The sequence below is a fragment of the Flavobacterium lipolyticum genome (genome assembly GCF_020905335.1).
In the GTDB taxonomy this organism is placed as follows: Bacteria; Bacteroidota; Bacteroidia; order Flavobacteriales; family Flavobacteriaceae; genus Flavobacterium; species Flavobacterium lipolyticum.
The window spans coordinates 506,857-528,158 of record NZ_JAJJMN010000002.1; the positions used below are offsets into that span (position 1 = coordinate 506,857).

General features: G+C 38.7%; 8 protein-coding genes, 2 tRNA genes and 2 rRNA genes. 6 read left to right on the forward strand and 6 right to left on the reverse strand.

Annotated elements, in window-relative coordinates; genetic code table 11:
• Positions 1 to 76 precede the first annotated feature (76 nt).
• The 6 genes from LNQ34_RS18810 to LNQ34_RS18835 form a co-directional block, all read right to left on the reverse strand.
• Complete coding sequence (locus tag LNQ34_RS18810; protein WP_230000851.1) at positions 77 to 1,342, reverse strand: carbohydrate porin; 1,266 nt, start codon at positions 1,340 to 1,342, stop codon at positions 77 to 79.
• Between the two features lie 4 nt (positions 1,343 to 1,346).
• Entirely contained in the window at positions 1,347 to 2,432 is a 1,086-nt protein-coding gene (locus LNQ34_RS18815; protein WP_230000852.1) for an efflux RND transporter periplasmic adaptor subunit, read from the reverse strand.
• 11 nt (positions 2,433 to 2,443) lie between these two features.
• Entirely contained in the window at positions 2,444 to 3,688 is a 1,245-nt protein-coding gene (locus tag LNQ34_RS18820; protein ID WP_230000853.1) for a TolC family protein, read from the reverse strand.
• A gap of 87 nt (positions 3,689 to 3,775) precedes the next feature.
• Positions 3,776 to 5,134: a sensor histidine kinase gene (locus LNQ34_RS18825; protein ID WP_230000854.1), complete on the reverse strand. Its 1,359-nt coding sequence runs from the start codon at positions 5,132 to 5,134 to the stop codon at positions 3,776 to 3,778.
• A complete protein-coding gene (locus tag LNQ34_RS18830; protein ID WP_202703492.1) occupies positions 5,131 to 5,811 on the reverse strand; it encodes a response regulator transcription factor in 681 nt (226 codons plus the stop codon). Before LNQ34_RS18830 ends, LNQ34_RS18825 begins: the two co-directional genes overlap by 4 nt.
• A gap of 238 nt (positions 5,812 to 6,049) precedes the next feature.
• Positions 6,050 to 7,138, reverse strand: a complete 1,089-nt coding sequence (locus tag LNQ34_RS18835) for a M42 family metallopeptidase (RefSeq protein WP_230000855.1) — start codon at positions 7,136 to 7,138, stop codon at positions 6,050 to 6,052.
• A gap of 81 nt (positions 7,139 to 7,219) precedes the next feature.
• On the opposite strand from LNQ34_RS18835, the gene LNQ34_RS18840 reads away from it, so the two are divergent.
• The 6 genes from LNQ34_RS18840 to LNQ34_RS18865 all read left to right on the forward strand — a co-directional run bounded on the left by LNQ34_RS18840 (position 7,220) and on the right by LNQ34_RS18865 (position 21,235).
• Positions 7,220 to 7,903, forward strand: a complete 684-nt coding sequence (locus tag LNQ34_RS18840; RefSeq protein WP_202703494.1) for a DUF4294 domain-containing protein — start codon at positions 7,220 to 7,222, stop codon at positions 7,901 to 7,903.
• A gap of 307 nt (positions 7,904 to 8,210) precedes the next feature.
• Entirely contained in the window at positions 8,211 to 15,110 is a 6,900-nt protein-coding gene (locus tag LNQ34_RS18845) for a S8 family serine peptidase (RefSeq protein WP_230000856.1), read from the forward strand.
• A gap of 1,121 nt (positions 15,111 to 16,231) precedes the next feature.
• Positions 16,232 to 17,745, forward strand: a 16S ribosomal RNA gene (locus LNQ34_RS18850).
• A 126-nt stretch (positions 17,746 to 17,871) separates the two neighbouring features.
• Positions 17,872 to 17,945: transfer RNA gene (locus LNQ34_RS18855), tRNA-Ile, on the forward strand.
• A gap of 147 nt (positions 17,946 to 18,092) precedes the next feature.
• Positions 18,093 to 18,166, forward strand: a tRNA-Ala gene (locus tag LNQ34_RS18860).
• A 188-nt stretch (positions 18,167 to 18,354) separates the two neighbouring features.
• Positions 18,355 to 21,235: ribosomal RNA gene (locus LNQ34_RS18865) — 23S ribosomal RNA — on the forward strand.
• Together the 16S and 23S rRNA genes with 2 tRNA genes alongside form the textbook arrangement of a ribosomal RNA operon.
• The last annotated feature ends 67 nt before the right edge of the window (positions 21,236 to 21,302 follow it).

The window sequence follows — 21,302 nt, forward strand, 5'->3', positions numbered from 1 at the left end:
TTTAAAAAGTATTTTTAAGGATGAATTTTTATTTGTGATGCTTTTTTCTGAAGCATTTTATATGATATACTTCCGCTTAGAATTCTGTATGAAAACGCAAGGCGAAAAATTGTACCGGACCTCTGTCTTTATTATAGGCAGGATTGATGGCAAACTGATAATCCGGCGAAAGCGTAATATGTGTATTGGGTATTAAGAACGAATAGAAAACTTCTGCGATTTGTTCTATACCGTAGTTTAAAGTACCGTCACCGATCATGAAACCATCTCCGCCAAGTTTTTGATATTGTTTATGTGAATTGGATAATCCGTTAGCTACTATGGCAATACCGGCAAAGTCCTTATTTCGGTTCCACATCTTTCCGTTCAAATGCATTCCTAACTGTGCCGATCGGTCAATTTCGGTAAAGGCCCACGTCTCATTTTTACCGTCATTATAGCTCATTCGGGCAAACAATCCCCAAGTATCTTTGTGCGTATAATCCATGTTTAAACCAATGCCATATTTGGTGCGCCCATTTTGCCTGGTATTTTTTATGTCGGGCATTGTTATAAAATTTGAATTGGCTTCGTCGTAATTCCCCATTCCTGCAACATTTCGAAAGCCTAATAGTTTTAAGGTTGCCGTATCATTATTTTTAAAGACGAGCTGTTTTTCAATTTCAACGTTTATTGCGTTGGAATTTTTAAAACTAAATTCAACATTCGGACCGTTGGCATAAGTGGGTAAAGCAGTTAATGAAGCTCTTACCTGCCAGGAATCAAACTGATAATTAGCATACAATCCATCTGTATATCCCCGGGTATTTGCGGCATAATCCCAAGCTCCATGTGTCATTAATGCCCAATTTAAGAATTGTGTTCTGGGATCGTGTGAATAGGAGTTATTGTCAAAATAGTCGGCTAGCCCAAATTTTCCGAAAACCAGTTGTAACGATTGGTTGTTTTTAAATTGGAACTTTTGTTCTAAAAGCATTCTTGCCACATAAACAACGGGTTTGGTATCTCCAATTCTAAAGGTTTCCCCGTTTGGAAAACCTCCCAATCCTCTTGCCTGAGACAAACCTTGACCTCCTGACATTTCAGGGTTAAAAGTCAAGGTAGCTCCTTTCCATAGTGGAACATCAAGGTATAAGGTTGATGTTAAGGATAAAGCGCCTTCTTCTTTAGGAGACATACTATTGGTACCTGAATAATTAGCATGAAAAGCCGGATGGTACTGGTATATAGAGGTCATTTGGAACCCCAGACTATATTTTCGAATCGAATCTGTTTCCTGTGAAAAAGATAGTGTTGAAATAAATAGTGTGGCAAAACTCAATATTTTTACAGATTTCTCCATGTATTTATTCGTTTAGAGCGCGATAAATAAATAACTGATTAGTGGTAATTACTTTTTCATTGTCTTTTAAACCTTTTGAAATATAGGTTACATCGCCAACGACTCTGTATACGTCTACTTGTCTGGTCTCAATGTTGTTGCGGTCTTTGAAAATCATGACAAAGTTTTTACTCTTATCAAAAACAATTGCTTTACTGGGTACGGCTATCATAGAATCACCTTCACTGTAAGATAGTTTGATATTGGCATTCATATCAGGTTTTAACATGTAACCCGGATTTGACAGTTTTATACGTGCCTGCATGGCTTTAGTTTCGGGATCAATTACATTAAAGATTTTATCTACTTTTCCTTTGAAAACTTTATCAGGATAACTTAGCGTGGTTACATCAGCATCGATGCCCAGTTTTACTTTGTTGATATCAATTTCGTTGATGTTGGCTAACGCCCAAACTTCACTGATTTCGGCAATATCAAAGATGTTTTCGGAACGGTCATTTCGCAGTAACATGTCCTGATTAATGCTTTTTTGAATGATAAAACCGCTAATTGGGGCCGTTACTTCGTAAATAGAACCTGCTTTGATATTGTAAATTTTATAGGTTTCCTGAACTTTACTCAATTGCGATTGTGCTTTATTGACTTCTGATTTCGCCTGAAGTACATCACTTTCAGAGTTTAATTTTCCGTCAAATAATTCCTGAGCTACTTTCAGATGATTTTTGGCAACCAGTAAATCATTTTTGGCATCAATGGATTGTTTTTCAAAATCAGCAATATCAGTACTTTTTATGGTGGCCAAAACCTGACCTTTGCGGACATAATCTCCGAGTTCGACATTTACTTTGATTACGTTTCCGCCTACGAGAGGATAAACATCAATCATTTTGTTATTATCAGCCGTAATTTTTCCGTAAAAGCTCAATACATTTTTTACCGGTTGCGTTTTCGCTTCTGCTGTAGTAGTCGTTTTTAGCATCGATTCGCTTAAGGCAAAAGAGGTATTAGTGCTCGGGTTTTCAACTTCTTTTTTGCAGCTTAGGATTGATAAACTTACGAGAACAATTCCTATTAGTAGTTTATATTTCATTTTATTTAGTTTTAGAATAAGTCTTTGTTGATGGTACTATTTAGTTCTTCACCCGAAAGGATAACTTTTTTCTTGAGTTCATTTACCTGAACAGAAGCCTGATTGTAACTTTCCATAAAATCGGTAAATTCTAATAAACTGATATTTCGTTTCTGGAAATTGGTCAAGATTCCTTTATAAACCGCTTCAAAATCTGAATTAACAGTAGGTTTTATGATCACATAGTTTTTACGGGATTCTTCCCATTTGTTCCATGCAGTTGTAATTTCGGTTTGCAATTGAAGGTCAAAATTTTGCTTTTCAATTTTGGACTGCTCGAGAATCGTTTTCGCATACTTGATATTTCCTTTGTTTTTGTTCCAAAGTGGCAGAGGAATTCCTAGTGTTAGATTGGCTTCTCTGTTAAAAGCTCCACTGCGCTGATCGTAAGTGGCACCAACGGTGATATCAGGAACGGAAAGGGATTTTTGCCATTTTACATTGATTTCGTTTGCCTCAATATCTTTTTGTTTGGCTAAATAGTCCGGGCGATTTGCAATGGCTTCATCCTGAAATGTTTTAAGGTCAAAAGGAATTGTTTTGGTATACTTATTAAATTCTTCCTTAGTAACTTCCGGAACAACATTTTCGGTGGAATTTAGCAGTAATTTTAAGTTACCCTGTTCTTCGATATTTTCATTGACAACCTCCATACGCTCATTTTTGAAGTTTAAGTAAAGCGATTGCAGACGAACAAGATCTCGTAAAGGAATATTACCTTTTTCAACCTGTATCGAGTAGGAGCTTATCAAATCTTCGATATGCGCTAGCTGGTTGTCAGTAGTTTCAAGACTTTTTTTGTTGTAGTATACGGTGTAAAAGCTCTTTCTTAGTAGGAGTTTTAAAGTTCTCAGTAAATCATTGAACTGTAACTCGGCTAATTGTTCATTGGTTTGTGCCAGTTTTATTTCATTGCGTTTTTTTCCGCCTAAATAAATCAACTGCTCGATACCAAATGCTTTTTGCCCTTGCTTGCCAATATCAAAATATTGATTTCTTTCGGGGTTGTAAGCATTGAGTTCTGCCGTTAGTGAAGGATTATCCCAAATTCGGGCTTGGATGGTTAATGCTTTTGATGCATCAATATTATATTGTGATGCCAACAGAAAGAGGTTGTTTTTAAGGAATTGGCTTTCACAGTCCTGAAGGCTGACCGTTTTTTGAGCCAAAACTACCGGACCGATAAGTACAAGTAGGAATGCACAGAGTTTTCTCATTGTATCAATTTTAATTTATACAAATATGCTATCACGGGACTTTAAGAGACCTTAAAATCTACCTTAAAAATAACTTAAAATAAATTACTAATGAAAAAACAATTGAAATAAATTCGTGTTAATATCTGGAACACTGTAGGTTATCGATGCGTTGTGAAGTGTGAGAATGCGATGAACAATTCTTAGTCCGAGACCAAAACCTGTGGTGCCTTTCGAGTTTTTACCACGCATAAAAGGCTGAAAAAGATTTTTTTGTTCTTCTTCGTTTAAGGTTTGCCCTGTGTTTGAAATGGAGATGACTAATTGATCATCCTGAGTACTTATAATTACTTTGGCTTGTTTGTTATCAGAATAAACACAGGCATTTTTTAGGATATTGGTTATGGCAATTTCCAATAAGTTTTTATTACCATTTATCTCTAAAGCGGTATCCAGATTGTTGCTTTCTTCTATTTCAAATAAAATTAGAAACTCCGGATAACTTTTATTCAGATTTTCGATAGCCGAAAACAAAATTTCATCCATACGATGAACTTCTTTGTTTTCATTTTTCTTATTGTCTATTTTAGAAAGGATCAATAGCGAATTAATTAATTCAGTCAATTGATTGATGTCAGACAATATCGTTTTTAGAAAGCTTTTTCCTTTGTCGGATGTTGTTGGATCTGCAATGGTGTTTTCAATCTGCGAGGTAATTCTGGATAGGGGAGTTCTCAGCTCATGTGAGGCATGGGCCGTAAATTCTTTTTGTTTTTGGTACGAAACTTCAATTCGATCCATCATGAAATTAAATTCATTGGCGATCAGATCAATTTCATTTTTGTTGTTTTTTGAAGCAACACGGGTATCGAGATTGTTTTCGTTGATATTCTTTATCTTTTGGTGGAAAATATTCAACGGACTCATAGCTTTTTTAACCATAAAAGAGGTTAGAACCCAGCAGATACAGGTAAAAAAGATATAGGAAATAATTAGCGTATACCTTAGGAAAAGTAATTTTCGTTTGCCATAATCGTCGGTGGCAGATATCAGGGCATAAAAATCCCGGTCTTTTGTATCATAAAAAACACCATATACTTCGTAATCACCCTGCTGTTTAAAGAATGTTTTATGTTTTCTAAGGTATTTCAGATCTTCAACTGACCAATTAATCTTGGCATCGTCAATACTACTGTAGATGAGTTTGAAGTTTGAATCAAAGACCAGTGTTTTTTCATCATACAGTTGGTTAATGGAATTCTGATCAATAACTTTTAAAAGCTGATCGTCGACCTCTTTAACGTTAACGAGAAGTTTAATGTTGGAAAGAGCTTTAATTTCGAGTCGATCACGAAATTCTTCTTTTCTGAAATTCGAGTATAAAACAAATATCAAGGTAGAAGCCAATCCGAAAAGGATGGTAAATAATAAACTTACTAAAAGTGATATTCGGTTTTTTAAAGTCATTCCTGATCGCTCAAATAATATCCGTAGCCCACTTTGGTACGAATAAGTTTAACAGTATGATCCTTGTCGATTTTCTTTCTTAAAAAATTAATATAAACTTCAATAGTATTTTGATTGGTTTCGATGTGATAATCCCAGAGTTTTTCGGCAATAAATTGTTTCGATAAGACTTTACCTTTGGCATGGGCCAAGATTAAAATGAGCTTGAATTCTTTGGGAGTAAGTTTGATTTCTTCTTTAGATCGAAATACTTTCATATCGCTTTCCAGAATTTCCAGATCAGCAATCGTTATTTTAGTTTCTACCTGTTGTGGAATTTCTTTTCGACGTAGTAGAGAAGTGCTTCGGGCATACAGTTCCTTAAAATGAAAGGGTTTAACAAGATAATCATCGGCTCCATTATCAAAAGAAGCTAATTTATCCTCAATTTCACTAAAAGCAGTGAGCATAATAATCGGAGTCTTTTTATCGACTTCCCGAATACTTTTACACACTTCAATTCCGTTACTTCCGGGAACATTAATATCCAGAATAATTAAATCATATTCATAGGGGAAATACTTCTTCAGCAGTAATGAACCATCATAATAAGAAAAACACTCGAATCCATTTGAAGTAAAGAATGCAGAGATTTCTTTCGATAAGGTAAAATCGTCTTCAAGAAGGAGTATTTTCATAGTGTTTTGTTTGCGTTATGAGATGTGAGATGTGAGTTGTGAGTTGTGGGTAATGTGTTAAGGGGATTAGTCCGTTGTTTTTACATTTTACAACTCACATCTTACTTTTTACTTTAATTTTTTATTAACAAGGAACTAGGCACTTAGAACTAAGCACTAATCACTAATTACCAATTACTAAGAACCAATTACTAAGAACTAATTACTAAGAACTAATTACTAAGAACTAATCACCAAACTAGTTAAAATAAGAAAAAGTTTCGTTGTTCTCAATTTTCAGTAAGGATTCGTAAATCAATTGAATTACATTTTCAACATCCTCTCTTTGTACCATTTCTACGGTAGTATGCATATAACGTAAAGGCAAGGAAATTAATGCTGAAGCCACACCGCCATTACTGTAAGCAAAAGCATCAGTATCTGTTCCGGTAGCACGAGATGTTGCATGACGCTGAAACGGAATTTTTTTCTCTTCGGCAGTATCTACAATGAGGTCACGCAATTTATTTTGTACAGCCGGGGCATAAGCAATTACAGGTCCTTTCCCCATTTTCAGATCTCCTTCCACTTTTTTATCAATCATTGGAGTAGTGGTATCATGGCAGACATCGGTTACAATTGCCACATTAGGTTTAATGGTCTGAGCAATCATTTCGGCTCCGCGAAGACCAATCTCTTCCTGAACAGAATTTACGATGTACAAACCAAACGGTAGTGTTTTATTATTTTCTTTTAGTAAACGAGCTACTTCGGCAATCATAAAGCCACCCATTCTGTTGTCGATCGCACGGCATACAAATTTATTTTCGTTCAAAATCATAAATTCATCCGGATACGTAATCACACATCCTACATGTACTCCCATAGCTTCAACCTGCTCTTTGGTTTCACAGCCTAAATCGATAAAGATATTACTGATTTTTGGAGTTTCTTCCTTGTCACGCAGACGGGTATGAATGGCAGGCCATCCAAATACACCTTTTACAATTCCTTTTTTAGTGTGAATGTGCACTCTTTTTGATGGTGCAATCAGATGATCGGAACCACCATTTCTGATTACGTATAATAAACCGTCATCAGTAATATAATTAACATACCAGGAAATTTCATCGGCATGACCTTCAATGACTACCTTAAATGGAGCGTCAGGGTTAATAACTCCTACAGCTGTTCCGTAAGTATCTGTAATAAAAGTGTCTACATAGGGTTTTAGATAATTCATCCAAAGTTTTTGCCCTTCGCTTTCGTAGCCTGTAGGGGAGGCGTTATTGAGATAGCTTTCCAGGAAAGCAATTGAGGTATCCTTTAAGATTGATTTTGTGCTCATAAAAATATTTTTTTGCTAATTTATAAATTTGGTATCAGAGTTGTATATAAATATATAATTTTACATTTAAATTATGACTCGATGAGATTTACTGCCCCTATTTTATTTTTTATATTGATTTCGTTAACAACTCAGGCTCAGGTGAAACCTAAAGAGAATGAGCAAATGGGTTACATATTAACGGAACAGGATTCTATTTTGAATGACACGATTGAATTGCCCGAAATTATTATTTCAAAGGAAAAACTGGATCCTGAAGCGCAAAAGCAATTTACGATTCTTCAAAACCGTGTTTATAAAGTATACCCGTATGCAAGACTTGCAGCAGACCGATTAACGGCATTGAATAGCGGAATGGCGCGCTTGAAAACCAACCGCGAAAAGAAAAAGTACTTTAAAATTGTAGAAGATTATCTCAATAACGAATTTGAAGCAAGACTTAAAAAACTTTCCCGCAAACAAGGACAGATTCTAGTGAAACTCGTTCACAGGCAAACGGGAATAACGACTTATGAGTTAATCAAAACCTTAAAAAGTGGTTTTAAAGCTTTTGTGTCCAATACAACGGCAAGTCTATTTGACATTAGTCTGAAAATGGAATACAAGCCATTTGAATCCAACGAGGATTATTTAATTGAAACTATTCTGGTCAGGGCATTTGATTCCGGAAAACTTGTGAATCAAAAAGCAGCAAATCCTGTAAATTATGATGATTTGATGAACCATTGGGAAACAAAAGCAAAAGAGACAAAAGCGGAAAAATAACAGTATTTTATTTAAAGCGGAATTGATAAAGACCTACAGATGATTCTGTAGGTTTTTTTTTATTGTTTTAAGTTTTGGATTACAAGGTTAACTTAGATTTAAGAGAATATACTTACTTAATTTTTAATACTGCGATTTATCTCTGATAGCCCGTAAATTCAGTGTTTTTTGTTATATTTTTTGCAGTTAAACAATGTTTACTTTGTTTTTTTAACAAATTAACTGGGAATATAATTTGTTAATTATAGTTTAATTTGTAGGTTTACGATCTTAACAACCACTAAGTTAACCAAAAACCAATTTATTTATGAGATTAAAACTACTTACACTATTGGTGTTATTAGTGGCCATTCCCATTTGGTCGCAGAAGACATCAGAAAGTGATTTTGTAATTTCTTTAAATGGAAACAAAATCACAACTACGTCAAATTTTAAACAGCAGTTTAAAGACAAAAAAAGTACAGCTAAGCAGAGCCTGAAAACAGAGTATACTTTGCTGCAGTTTACAAAAATTCCTTCTGTGGAAGAACAGCAAAAGTTGAAAACACAAGGAATAACTTTACTTAGTTATTTATCGAATAACGCTTATTATGCAGAAATTGCTCCTGAGTTTTATAACAAAAGCAGTGTTTCTGATAACATAAGAGCAGTGATTGCAGTCGATCCGAAATACAAATTGGATCCTATGATTGTGGATAACGCTATCCCGGATTATGCTGCAACAGGTGGTAACGGAATTAAAGTTGTTGTGAGTTATTTTAAAGGCGTTGACCGTAAGCGTGTTGAACAGGATTTAGCAGGCCTGTTTTTAAAAAACAGCAATAACGATACAACGTTTAATGAAATTTATATCCAAGCCTCTAAAGAAAAATTAGAAGAGGTCGCAAAATTCAATTGGGTACAAAACATTGAGTTGGTTGCTCCACCGGTAGAAAGCGATAATAAGCCGGGTGTAACTTTGCATAAAGCAAATGTTTTGGGATCTACAATTCCTGGCCTTGGTTACGGATTAACCGGAAAAGGAGTGAAAGTTGGTGTTTGGGATGGTAATTTGGAGCCTCATAAAGATCATACCGGCAGAGTTATCATTAGAGAATACGAATATAGTTCGTCGCATGGAGATCACGTTGCAGGTACTATTGGCGGTGCCGGTTTATTAGATCCAATAGCAAGAGGAATGGCTCCGGAGGTGCAAATGTACGGTTGGAATTTTAATACTCAGTCTAACGGTTTAAGCGTTCAGCAAGAAAGAGTGAAAGCTGCGAATGAAGATGGTATTGAATTAACATCAAATTCGTATGGAGTAAATTTAACTTCAGGTTATAATACCAGAAGATATGATACCGGAGATCGTGGTGATGATAATGTTACCGTAACATTTCCTTATCTTTTGAATATTTATTCGAATGGAAATGCACAAACAGCATACCCTGGGGGATTTAATACATCAACAAAAAACTCAAAAAATGCACTACACGTTGCAAACGTTCAGGCAGATGGAGTAATCAGTGGCTCTAGTAGTTTTGGTCCTACCATTGACGGACGTTTAGTGCCACAAATCTCTGCAGTAGGAAATAATGTTTATTCGCTGGACTACAGTAATTCTTATCAGATTATGAGTGGTACTTCGATGGCTACTCCTGGAGTTACAGGTACAATAGCTTTGCTTTGTGAGAGATATAAGAATATTTATGCTGCCAAACCGTTGGCCTCTTTGATGAAAGCTTTGGTGTGTAATACTTCTAAAGATGTCGGAAATCCAGGTCCGGATTATAAGTATGGTTTTGGACATATTAATGGACTTAGAGCCATTAGAGGTTTAGATAACAAATTGTTCTACACAAATACAGTATCTAATGGCCAAAGCTACGAGAAAGAAATCGTCGTACCGGCAGGATTGGTGACTTTGAAAGTGATGCTTGCCTACACAGATTTAGGCGGAACACCAGGAGCTTCGTCGGTTTCGGTAAACGATTTGGATGTAAAAATTGTAAAAGATGGTGTAACCACTTTGCCTTGGGTTTTAAATGCTACGACACCAAATGCTAATGCAGTTCGCGGTGTGGACAATTTGAATAATATTGAACAAATCACTTTGGACAATCCTGATGCAGGAACTTATAAAATTATCGTTAGCGGCTCGAGAGTGCCTATTGGTACACAAGAGTTTTCTGTGGTGTATGATTTTGTAGCTCCTGAATTAGTTTTAACTTATCCTATCGGAGGAGAGAAATTTAACACAGATACCACAGAGTATATTCGTTGGGATTATGAAGGAGAAGCAAAACCTTTTACAATCGAATATTCTGTTGATGGAGGGATTAACTATCAGGTTATAGCGAAAGATGTTCCTTCTGCTGCGAGAAATTTTGCATGGAAAGTTCCTGCAGGAATTGTTGCTAATGCAAAAATAAGAGTAATTGCTGGTTCAAAAGTGGATACTTCAAGAGAAGTGTTTAATATTATTTCAGAGCCTAAAAATTTAGTGATAGCGCCTTCAGCATGCGGTGTTTCATCGTATAAGATGGATTGGGATCCAATTCCGGGAGCAAAATACGAAGTATTAAAAATGAACGGGTACAAGTTTGACGTTGTTGCAACGGTAACTGATCCTACTTATACTTTTACAGTATCAGTTGGGGATGATAACTGGTTTTCAGTTAGAACCGTTGATATCGCAACGGGAATTGTTTCTGAAAGAGTAAGAGCAGTAAACGTAGAGCCGGTTTCTCAAGCGGTTGTTAGTGCTGCTACGCTTCCTTTTACCGAGAACTTTAATTCCAGAAAAGCAGGTAATTATGTGTTTTCTAAAGGAACAACTGGTTTAGTAAAGTATGAATATATTAATGCAGATTTTGTAGACGGAGCAAAAATGGCCGGATCAGGAGATGTGTCTGCTTCTCCTTGGGTAGCCAGTACATCAGCAAATGCGTTTGCTAATAATCCGAACTTCGTTAAGAAAGTTTCATTCTGTGATATCGATGCTACAAGTTTGACTGGTAAAACAATTGGACTTAAATTTAATTTAATTTGGACTACAGTTGGTGCTTCACCACTGCCAAACAAAAACTTCTTTAGACTTGTTGTAAACGGTACTCCAGTGAATAGTTACGAAAGTATTGGTGTTTACGGCGGAACAGCTACGTCTGGTAATACAGAATTATTATACGATTTATCGGCTTATGCGGGAACTGTCTTTAGCGTAGCTTTTGAATCGGTTATGGATAATGATGTACAAGTGATAAGCAATGATAATGTTTACAATTCTGTTTTTATTGATAATGTTTCCATTTTTGAGGCAACTGCGACGGATGTTGAATTAACTTCATTAACTCCAAATGCAGGAATTACAGCCAGTGAAACTGTAAAAGTAAAAGTATTCAATCACTCTCCTGTTGCGGTAAGCAATGTACCTGTTTCTTATAAAATTGATAGTGGAGCAGAAGTGATTGAAACTATTCCGGGGCCAATTAATCCTTTTACAGAAGCATCTTATGATTTTGCACAAAAAGCTGATTTTTCAACTCCAAAACTTTACAAAGTAGTTGGAAAAGTAAATTATACAGGTGATGCAGTTGCAGACAACAATACGATAGAGAAAAGTGTACGTAATACAGGAACTGATATTTTAATGGGCGGAGCTGCTCCGGCACCTACTTGCGCAGCGACATTTACAGATAGTGGTTCGCGTTATGCAAATTACGCAAACAATCTTTCGCAAACTATAACTTTCAAACCTGCAACAGCCGGAAATAGTATTAGGGTAACTTTTTCTGCCTTTAATGTAGAGCAGGATTATGACTACTTATATGTGTATAACGGAACAACTACATCTGCGCCTTTATTAGGCACCTTTACCGGAAATACTTTGCCTCCTTCTATAACATCAACAGCTGCAGGTGGGGAGTTGACATTTAGATTTACCTCAGATAGTGATGTAAATGAGTTAGGATGGATAGCTGATATTGAATGTGTTGTAAAGCCGGTAATAACAGACGTATCTGTAGTTTCGATTACAACTCCTGAAGTTTTAGGAAAAAAGACCAGTACGCATGATGTAACCATTAGAGTTAGTAATTTAGGAGCAAGTGCTTTAACTAATCATCCGGTGTTTTATCAAATAAACGGAGGGACAAAAGTTACGGAAACCGTTCCGACGATAGCAGCTTATTCTACAGTAAATTTCACTTTTACAGCTAAAGCTGATTTATCAGTGGTTGATGCTACTTATACTATCAAAGCGGGAGCTGATTTGCCCGATGCAAATGCAGCTAACGATGCAGTCGAAAAAGTAGTGTACAATAAAAACGAGTTACCGGTTCATACCAATACAAATGGATACGCAATTTCGCGCTTCAAATGGAATGATGTGGTAAATAATTCAGGAACTACGGCATATTCTGATTTTAAAAACATAAAAATTCCGGTTTATCCTGGCTTTACTTATCAGCCAGAGGTAAGCATTACAAAGACAGAAACGCCAATAACCAGAGACTTGTCAACAACTGCAACAGGAGTTTTCACAATGATTGTGATCGATTTGAACGGAGATGGTAATTTGACAGATGAATTTTATGCAGGAAATTTTTGGGTAAATACTACTCCAACTTCTGCAGCACCTGCTATACCATCGACCACAAGTACACATTATTTCAGAAATATGGCTACATTGGCAGGAGGGTTTACCATTCCGTCCAACACAACAGCTGGTGAGAAATTGATGAGAGTAGTACACATGTTTCGTTCTCCAAATGAATATTTTAATGTAAATCTAGGGCCAACTTTTGATGGGTTAACAAGTTCAAGAAACGATTTTGAAGTAGAGGAGTATACTATTAATGTATTACCTTTTACAGCTGCTGATGCCAGTATTGATGCAATTACAGCACCAATTAAACCAGGTAATGCTCCTGTGACGGTTTCGGCTGTAATTCGTAATTATTCAACTGCAGCAATTTCGAACTTCCCGGTTGCTTATAAAATCAACAATGGCGCTGAAGTAATTCAGAATCAAGTTGCTTCAATTGCAGCAGGAGGAACAGCTACCATTACATTTACTACTAAGGCAAATTTAGGAGCGCCTGATAATTATACAATTCAGGTTTATACGAAACTGCCTGCGGATACAGATCCTTCAAATGATGCTAAATCAATAACACTTTCACATGCTGCAAATCATCCTGTAAATGTGACTGGAACTTTTGACGGTGTAAACGACTTTATAATAACGGGGACTACACCTGCTTTGAATCTTACTAATAATTATACGTATGAGCTTTGGGTAAACCAAAAACAACCTACAACTTTTGCAAGGCTTTTAGATAAGAGTACAGCGTTAGCGTTTATTCACACTAATAATAGTTTGAGTTTATATAAGGAAAACAGTTTAGTGATCTCTATTACTACTGCTACAGGATCATATGTAATTAATACAGGAGTAAATACTATTAAACAGAATACATGGCACCACATCGCTTATACGGTAAGTGCTGCTAACGTGTATACCGTTTATATTGATGGAGTTTCAGTTCCTTATACCAGTACAGGTACTGCCGGGGCATCAACTTCAAATGCTGCAGCACCTGCCTATATAGGTAATAACGCAGGATTGGCTCGTGGTTTAAATGGTAATATTGATGAAGTTCGTATTTGGGCTGGAGTTCGCAATCAGGCAACAATTGCTGCAAATTCAACAACAAAATACGTTGGAAACGAACCTGGATTATTGGCATATTACAGCTTTTCAGAAGGGAATAAACAGTTTGTTTTCGATAGTACTATAAGCGATAATACGGCTATAGTTACAAATGCTGATACAGATGGTTTGGGAGCTGGAAAATTCTGGAATGTTCCTGTTTTATTGCAGAAATTGGAATTTGTAAATCAATTAGCAACATCTTATGATGAAGGAAGTAAGACATTCACTGTTCTGTTAAACGATGGAGCTGATGTAACTACTGCGGTTGCAAACTACACTTTAGGAATGAAAAGTATTGCAAAAATTGGAGGTGTGACACAAGTGAATGGAGTGACGCCAAACGATTATACCAATCCAGTTACTTTAACAGTAGAAGGAGTTGGATTTAATACCGGAATTTCTGAAACATACACTATTAAAGTTGTTACTGGTTTAAGCAATGAAAGTAAGTTACTTTCTTATGATTTTAAAACCGTTTCAAATCCAGGTTTGCCACAGGAAATTTATACCGATATTGTTGGGAATAATGCTACTAAAACAGTACCATTCGGTTACAATGTTTCAAACTTAATTGCAGATTTTACGGTTTCGCCAGGGGCAGAGCTTTATGTTGACGGAGTAAAACAACTTAATTCTAAAGTAACTGCTTCAGATTACCGTAATAGTTTCTTGGTAACAGTTGTTTCTCAGAACAAGCAATCTCAAACAAACTATACGGTAGATATTAATGCAAAAAATACTAAAGCAAGTATTTTGTCTTATTCAGTAGCTAATCAGGTTGGAACAAGTGTTATTGATCCTGTAGCTAAAACGGTAAAAGTTCAGGTAAACAATAATGCTAATTTAAGCGCTTTAGTGCCTAATGTTCAGGTTTCTGATTTCGCTACATTACGTATCGGGACTTATATTCAGACTAGTGGAGTGACAACGTTAAACTATACTGAACCAGTGTCTTATAATGTGTTAGCTCAAAGCAGAAGTATTGAATATTGGACATTGACAATTGAATCAGCTAAACCTACAATTACACTTTTAGGCAATGCAGTCATTTCAATTGATAAAGGTTGCGTATATACAGATCCAGGTTATACAGCTGTAGATAACACAAATGCAGATATTACTTCGTCGGTTATCGTTTCAGGTACTGTTGATGTAAATACTCCGGGTCAATATGTAATAACATATACGGTAAAAGATGCGTTGCAAAATCAAGCTACAGTAACCCGTACAGTAAATGTATCAAGTACAACATGTACATTAGGAGTACCAACTAATGCTATTGAAGGTTTTGTATTATATCCAAATCCGGTTATCGAAGGTAAGGTTCATATACAATCAGCTTCAACTAGTCCTAAAAACATCGTCATATCTGATATGACAGGAAAGAAAATACTTTCCGTTCAGACAGAAAAAACAGAATTGAATGTTTTAGGCTTGCCAAGCGGTGTATATTTAATAAGAGTAGAACAGGACGGGAATACATCTATAGAAAAATTAATCATTAGATAATTTCACAGACTAGTTCTGGATAATTAATAAGTTACAACCCTACAGGTTTTAAAACCTGTAGGGTTTGTTTTTTTACTATCTATATATAAGGAGTGATTCTGTCCGGCTGAGCGAAGTCGAAGCTTGGTGTTTGGAATTCTATAACTATACATAAGAGTAGTTTTTGTCCAGTTGAGCGAAGTCGGAGCCTTTAAGCTTGGTATTTGAGATTCGGAATTCGATACTATAATATAGTGTAGTTTTTGTCCAGCTGAGCGAAGTCGAAGCTTGGTATTCGAGATTCTATACTATATATAAAGAGTGATTCTGTCCAGCTGAGCGAAAATGCAAGAAAAGTAGTTTCTGTCCGGCTGAGCGAAGTCGAAGCTTGGTATTTGAGATTCTATACTATATATAAAGAGTGATTTTGTCCAGCTGAGCGAAGTCGAAGCCTTTATCTGCTACTATCGGGGCTAGGGCATGGATTTTCAAAGGAAAGATCGGTCATAAAACAAAAACTTCGCGCCTTTGCGTCATTGCGAGATTAGTAAAAAGCCAGTAAAAATGGGGCTTTGTATCTAAGAGTTTTATTTGAGAGAAGAAAAATCTTTCAAACCTGAAAATAGTTTAATTTGTAAAAGAGGTGTTATCAGACTGTTAAGAAGAATTTTTAAAAAAGATTAAAAATAAGTTTAGAAAAAGCTTGTGAAAGCGGATAAAGTGACTACTTTTGCACCCGCAACAGCGATAAACGTTCACCGAAATACTGACAAGCAAAGGAGTTAAGACGAAAAGAAATTTTCAAAAAAAGATTCGAAAAAGCTTGCGAGATTCGAAAACGGGTATTACATTTGCACCCCGCAAAACATGGGAAGTTCATTGAAAGATTGGTAAGGAGGGAAGTTGAAAACGAAAAGAAATTTTCTAAAAAAAAACTTCAAAAAACTCTTGCCGATTAGAAATAAGTTTTCTACTTTTGCACCCGCTTTGAGAGACAAGCGAAACAATAAAAAGAACACGTTCGTAGACATATTGAATTGACAGCCGTTTCGATGAAAATCGGAACAAAAGAATAAGAGTAATAGAATCGTAAGATTCGAAAAGAACCGATAGATATTCATCGCAATATAATATAAAAATATACGATGAAGAGTTTGATCCTGGCTCAGGATGAACGCTAGCGGCAGGCTTAACACATGCAAGTCGAGGGGTATATGTCTTCGGATATAGAGACCGGCGCACGGGTGCGTAACGCGTATGCAATCTACCTTTTACAGAGGGATAGCCCAGAGAAATTTGGATTAATACCTCATAGCATAGCAGTCTCGCATGAGATCACTATTAAAGTCACAACGGTAAAAGATGAGCATGCGTCCCATTAGCTAGTTGGTAAGGTAACGGCTTACCAAGGCTACGATGGGTAGGGGTCCTGAGAGGGAGATCCCCCACACTGGTACTGAGACACGGACCAGACTCCTACGGGAGGCAGCAGTGAGGAATATTGGACAATGGGCGCAAGCCTGATCCAGCCATGCCGCGTGCAGGATGACGGTCCTATGGATTGTAAACTGCTTTTGTACGAGAAGAAACACCCCGACGTGTCGGGACTTGACGGTATCGTAAGAATAAGGATCGGCTAACTCCGTGCCAGCAGCCGCGGTAATACGGAGGATCCAAGCGTTATCCGGAATCATTGGGTTTAAAGGGTCCGTAGGCGGTTTAGTAAGTCAGTGGTGAAAGCCCATCGCTCAACGGTGGAACGGCCATTGATACTGCTAAACTTGAATTATTAGGAAGTAACTAGAATATGTAGTGTAGCGGTGAAATGCTTAGAGATTACATGGAATACCAATTGCGAAGGCAGGTTACTACTAATGGATTGACGCTGATGGACGAAAGCGTGGGTAGCGAACAGGATTAGATACCCTGGTAGTCCACGCCGTAAACGATGGATACTAGCTGTTGGAAGCAATTTCAGTGGCTAAGCGAAAGTGATAAGTATCCCACCTGGGGAGTACGTTCGCAAGAATGAAACTCAAAGGAATTGACGGGGGCCCGCACAAGCGGTGGAGCATGTGGTTTAATTCGATGATACGCGAGGAACCTTACCAAGGCTTAAATGTAGTTTGACCGGTTTGGAAACAGATCTTTCGCAAGACAAATTACAAGGTGCTGCATGGTTGTCGTCAGCTCGTGCCGTGAGGTGTCAGGTTAAGTCCTATAACGAGCGCAACCCCTGTTGTTAGTTGCCAGCGAGTGAAGTCGGGAACTCTAACAAGACTGCCAGTGCAAACTGTGAGGAAGGTGGGGATGACGTCAAATCATCACGGCCCTTACGCCTTGGGCTACACACGTGCTACAATGGCCGGTACAGAGAGCAGCCACTGGGTGACCAGGAGCGAATCTATAAAACCGGTCACAGTTCGGATCGGAGTCTGCAACTCGACTCCGTGAAGCTGGAATCGCTAGTAATCGGATATCAGCCATGATCCGGTGAATACGTTCCCGGGCCTTGTACACACCGCCCGTCAAGCCATGGAAGCTGGGGGTGCCTGAAGTCGGTGACCGCAAGGAGCTGCCTAGGGTAAAACTGGTAACTAGGGCTAAGTCGTAACAAGGTAGCCGTACCGGAAGGTGCGGCTGGAACACCTCCTTTCTAGAGCCTTAATGTTAGCCTAGTGCACGTTAAGGAAAAAAGATGATTATTTATGGGTCTCTGAATTGGAGATTGTATTACTCTTGCTGTTAATTTAAAAAAATGAAAAGAATTAAGTAAAAACAGAGTCTCGTAGCTCAGCTGGTTAGAGTACTACACTGATAATGTAGGGGTCGGCAGTTCGAGTCTGCCCGGGACTACTTTTTAAAACAATTGACAATTGATAATTAACAATTGATAATTAATAACTAAAAAGACTGTAAGTTTAATTTAAAAGGAAATTTTAGAGGTTGAGTGACCGTTTTAAGTACTGTTAACTGAGAACTGTTAACTGACAACTAAAAAATGGGGGATTAGCTCAGCTGGCTAGAGCGCCTGCCTTGCACGCAGGAGGTCAACGGTTCGACTCCGTTATTCTCCACTAAGGGCTATAAGCTATAAGCTGTAGGCCGTAAGCTAAAAAGCTTAAAGCGTATTGCTTAAAGCCTAAAGCGAAACAAAGTTCATTGACATATTGAGATAAGAAAATAATAAGAAAGTAGAAAGCGTTTTTTGTTATTCGTAACAAAAGACAAAGAAAAACGGTCTTGTTTTATAGCAAGATTGGTACAATAAGCAAAATAAGGGCGTATGGGGGATGCCTAGGCTCTCAGAGGCGAAGAAGGACGTGATAAGCTGCGAAAAGCTACGGGGACGAGCACACATCGATTGATCCGTAGATATCCGAATGGGGCAACCCACTATGTTGAAGACATAGTACACCGATAGGTGGGCAAACCCGCTGAACTGAAACATCTAAGTAGGCGGAGGAGAAGAAAACAAAAGTGATTCCGTAAGTAGTGGCGAGCGAACGCGGATTAGCCCAAACCAATGATGTTACGGCATTGTTGGGGTTGTAGGACCACGACATTTTATGTACAAGGAACCAGAATCGACTGGAAAGTCGAGCCATAGAGAGTGATAGCCTCGTATGGGTAACAAGTATAATAGATAGTGGTATCCTGAGTAGGGCGGGGCACGTGAAACCCTGTCTGAATTTGGCGGGACCATCCGCTAAGGCTAAATACTCCTGAGAGACCGATAGTGAACCAGTACCGTGAGGGAAAGGTGAAAAGAACCGTGAATAACGGAGTGAAATAGATCCTGAAACCATACGCTTACAAGCGGTCGGAGCCCTTTAGTGGGGTGACGGCGTGCCTTTTGCATAATGAGCCTACGAGTTAACGTTGCTGGCAAGGTTAAGTGATTAAGTCACGGATCCGTAGCGAAAGCGAGTCTGAATAGGGCGCTTTAGTCAGTAGTGTTAGACGCGAAACCGTGTGATCTACCCATGGGCAGGATGAAGCGCTGGTAACACAGTGTGGAGGTCCGAACCGGTTGACGTTGAAAAGTCTTCGGATGACCTGTGGGTAGGGGTGAAAGGCCAATCAAACTCGGAAATAGCTCGTACTCCCCGAAATGCATTTAGGTGCAGCGTTATTTTAGTTATATAGAGGTAGAGCTACTGATTGGATGCGGGGGCTTCACCGCCTACCAATTCCTGACAAACTCCGAATGCTATATAATGATTGATAACAGTGAGGGCTTGGGTGCTAAGGTCCAAGTCCGAGAGGGAAAGAACCCAGACCATCAGCTAAGGTCCCCAAATATATGCTAAGTTGAAAGAACGAGGTTTGTCTGCCCAGACAGCTAGGATGTTGGCTTGGAAGCAGCCATTCATTTAAAGAGTGCGTAACAGCTCACTAGTCGAGCGGACGAGCATGGATAATAATCGGGCATAAGCATATTACCGAAGCTATGGATTTTGTAGTAATACAAAGTGGTAGGGGAGCATTCTAACAGGGTTGAAGGTGTATCGTAAGGTATGCTGGACTGGTTAGAAAAGAAAATGTAGGCATAAGTAACGATAATGCGGGCGAGAAACCCGCACACCGAAAAACTAAGGTTTCCACAGCTATGCTAATCAGCTGTGGGTTAGTCTGGTCCTAAGGCGAACCCGAAAGGGACAGTCGATGGCCAACGGGTTAATATTCCCGTACTACTAATTACTGTGATGGGGTGACGGAGTGATGAAAGCGCCGCGAACTGACGGAATAGTTCGTTGAAGTACCTAGCTATATTCTCTATAGGCAAATCCGTAGAGAATGGTGAAATACGATAGTACTCGGAGTCTTCGGACAAAGAGATAGTGCGCCTAAGGGCTTCCAAGAAAAACCTCTAAACTTCAGGTAATTAGTACCAGTACCGTAAACCGACACAGGTAGTTGAGGAGAGAATCCTAAGGTGCTCGAGAGATTCATGGCTAAGGAATTAGGCAAAATAGACCCGTAACTTCGGGAGAAGGGTCGCCCCGAGTAATCGGGGCCGCAGTGAAGAGGTCCAGGCGACTGTTTATCAAAAACACAGGGCTCTGCAAAATCGTAAGATGAAGTATAGGGCCTGACACCTGCCCGGTGCTGGAAGGTTAAGAGGAGATGTTATCTTCGGAGAAGCATTGAATTGAAGCCCCAGTAAACGGCGGCCGTAACTATAACGGTCCTAAGGTAGCGAAATTCCTTGTCGGGTAAGTTCCGACCTGCACGAATGGTGTAACGATCTGGACACTGTCTCAGCCATGAGCTCGGTGAAATTGTAGTAACGGTGAAGATGCCGTTTACCCGCAGTGGGACGAAAAGACCCTGTGCACCTTTACTATAGCTTAGTATTGACCTTGGATAAATGATGTGTAGGATAGGTTGGAGACTGTGAAGTGGCGTCGCCAGGCGTTGTGGAGTCATTGTTGAAATACAACCCTTTGTTTATCTGAGGCCTAACTCTTCGATGAAGAGGACAGTGCTTGGTGGGTAGTTTGACTGGGGTGGTCGCCTCCAAAAGAGTAACGGAGGCTTCTAAAGGTTCCCTCAGTACGCTTGGTAACCGTGCGTAGAGTGCAATGGCATAAGGGAGCTTGACTGAGAGACATACAGGTCGATCAGGTACGAAAGTAGAGCATAGTGATCCGGTGGTTCCGCATGGAAGGGCCATCGCTCAAAGGATAAAAGGTACGCCGGGGATAACAGGCTGATCTCCCCCAAGAGCTCATATCGACGGGGGGGTTTGGCACCTCGATGTCGGCTCGTCACATCCTGGGGCTGGAGAAGGTCCCAAGGGTTGGGCTGTTCGCCCATTAAAGTGGCACGCGAGCTGGGTTCAGAACGTCGTGAGACAGTTCGGTCTCTATCTACTGTGGGCGTTAGAAATTTGAGTGGATCTGATTCTAGTACGAGAGGACCGAATTGGACAAACCTCTAGTGTATCTGTTGTCCCGCCAGGGGCACCGCAGAGTAGCTACGTTTGGAAGGGATAAGCGCTGAAAGCATATAAGCGCGAAACCCACCACAAGATGAGATTTCTTTTAAGGATCGTGGAAGATGACCACGTTGATAGGCTATAGATGTAAAGGCAGTAATGTCATAGTCGAGTAGTACTAATAATCCGTAAGCTTATGTACACCCTTTTCCCGTCCCGTTGAAAAACGGGACGGGAGGAAACTTTCTCTCTTCGACTCTAGCTCAGAG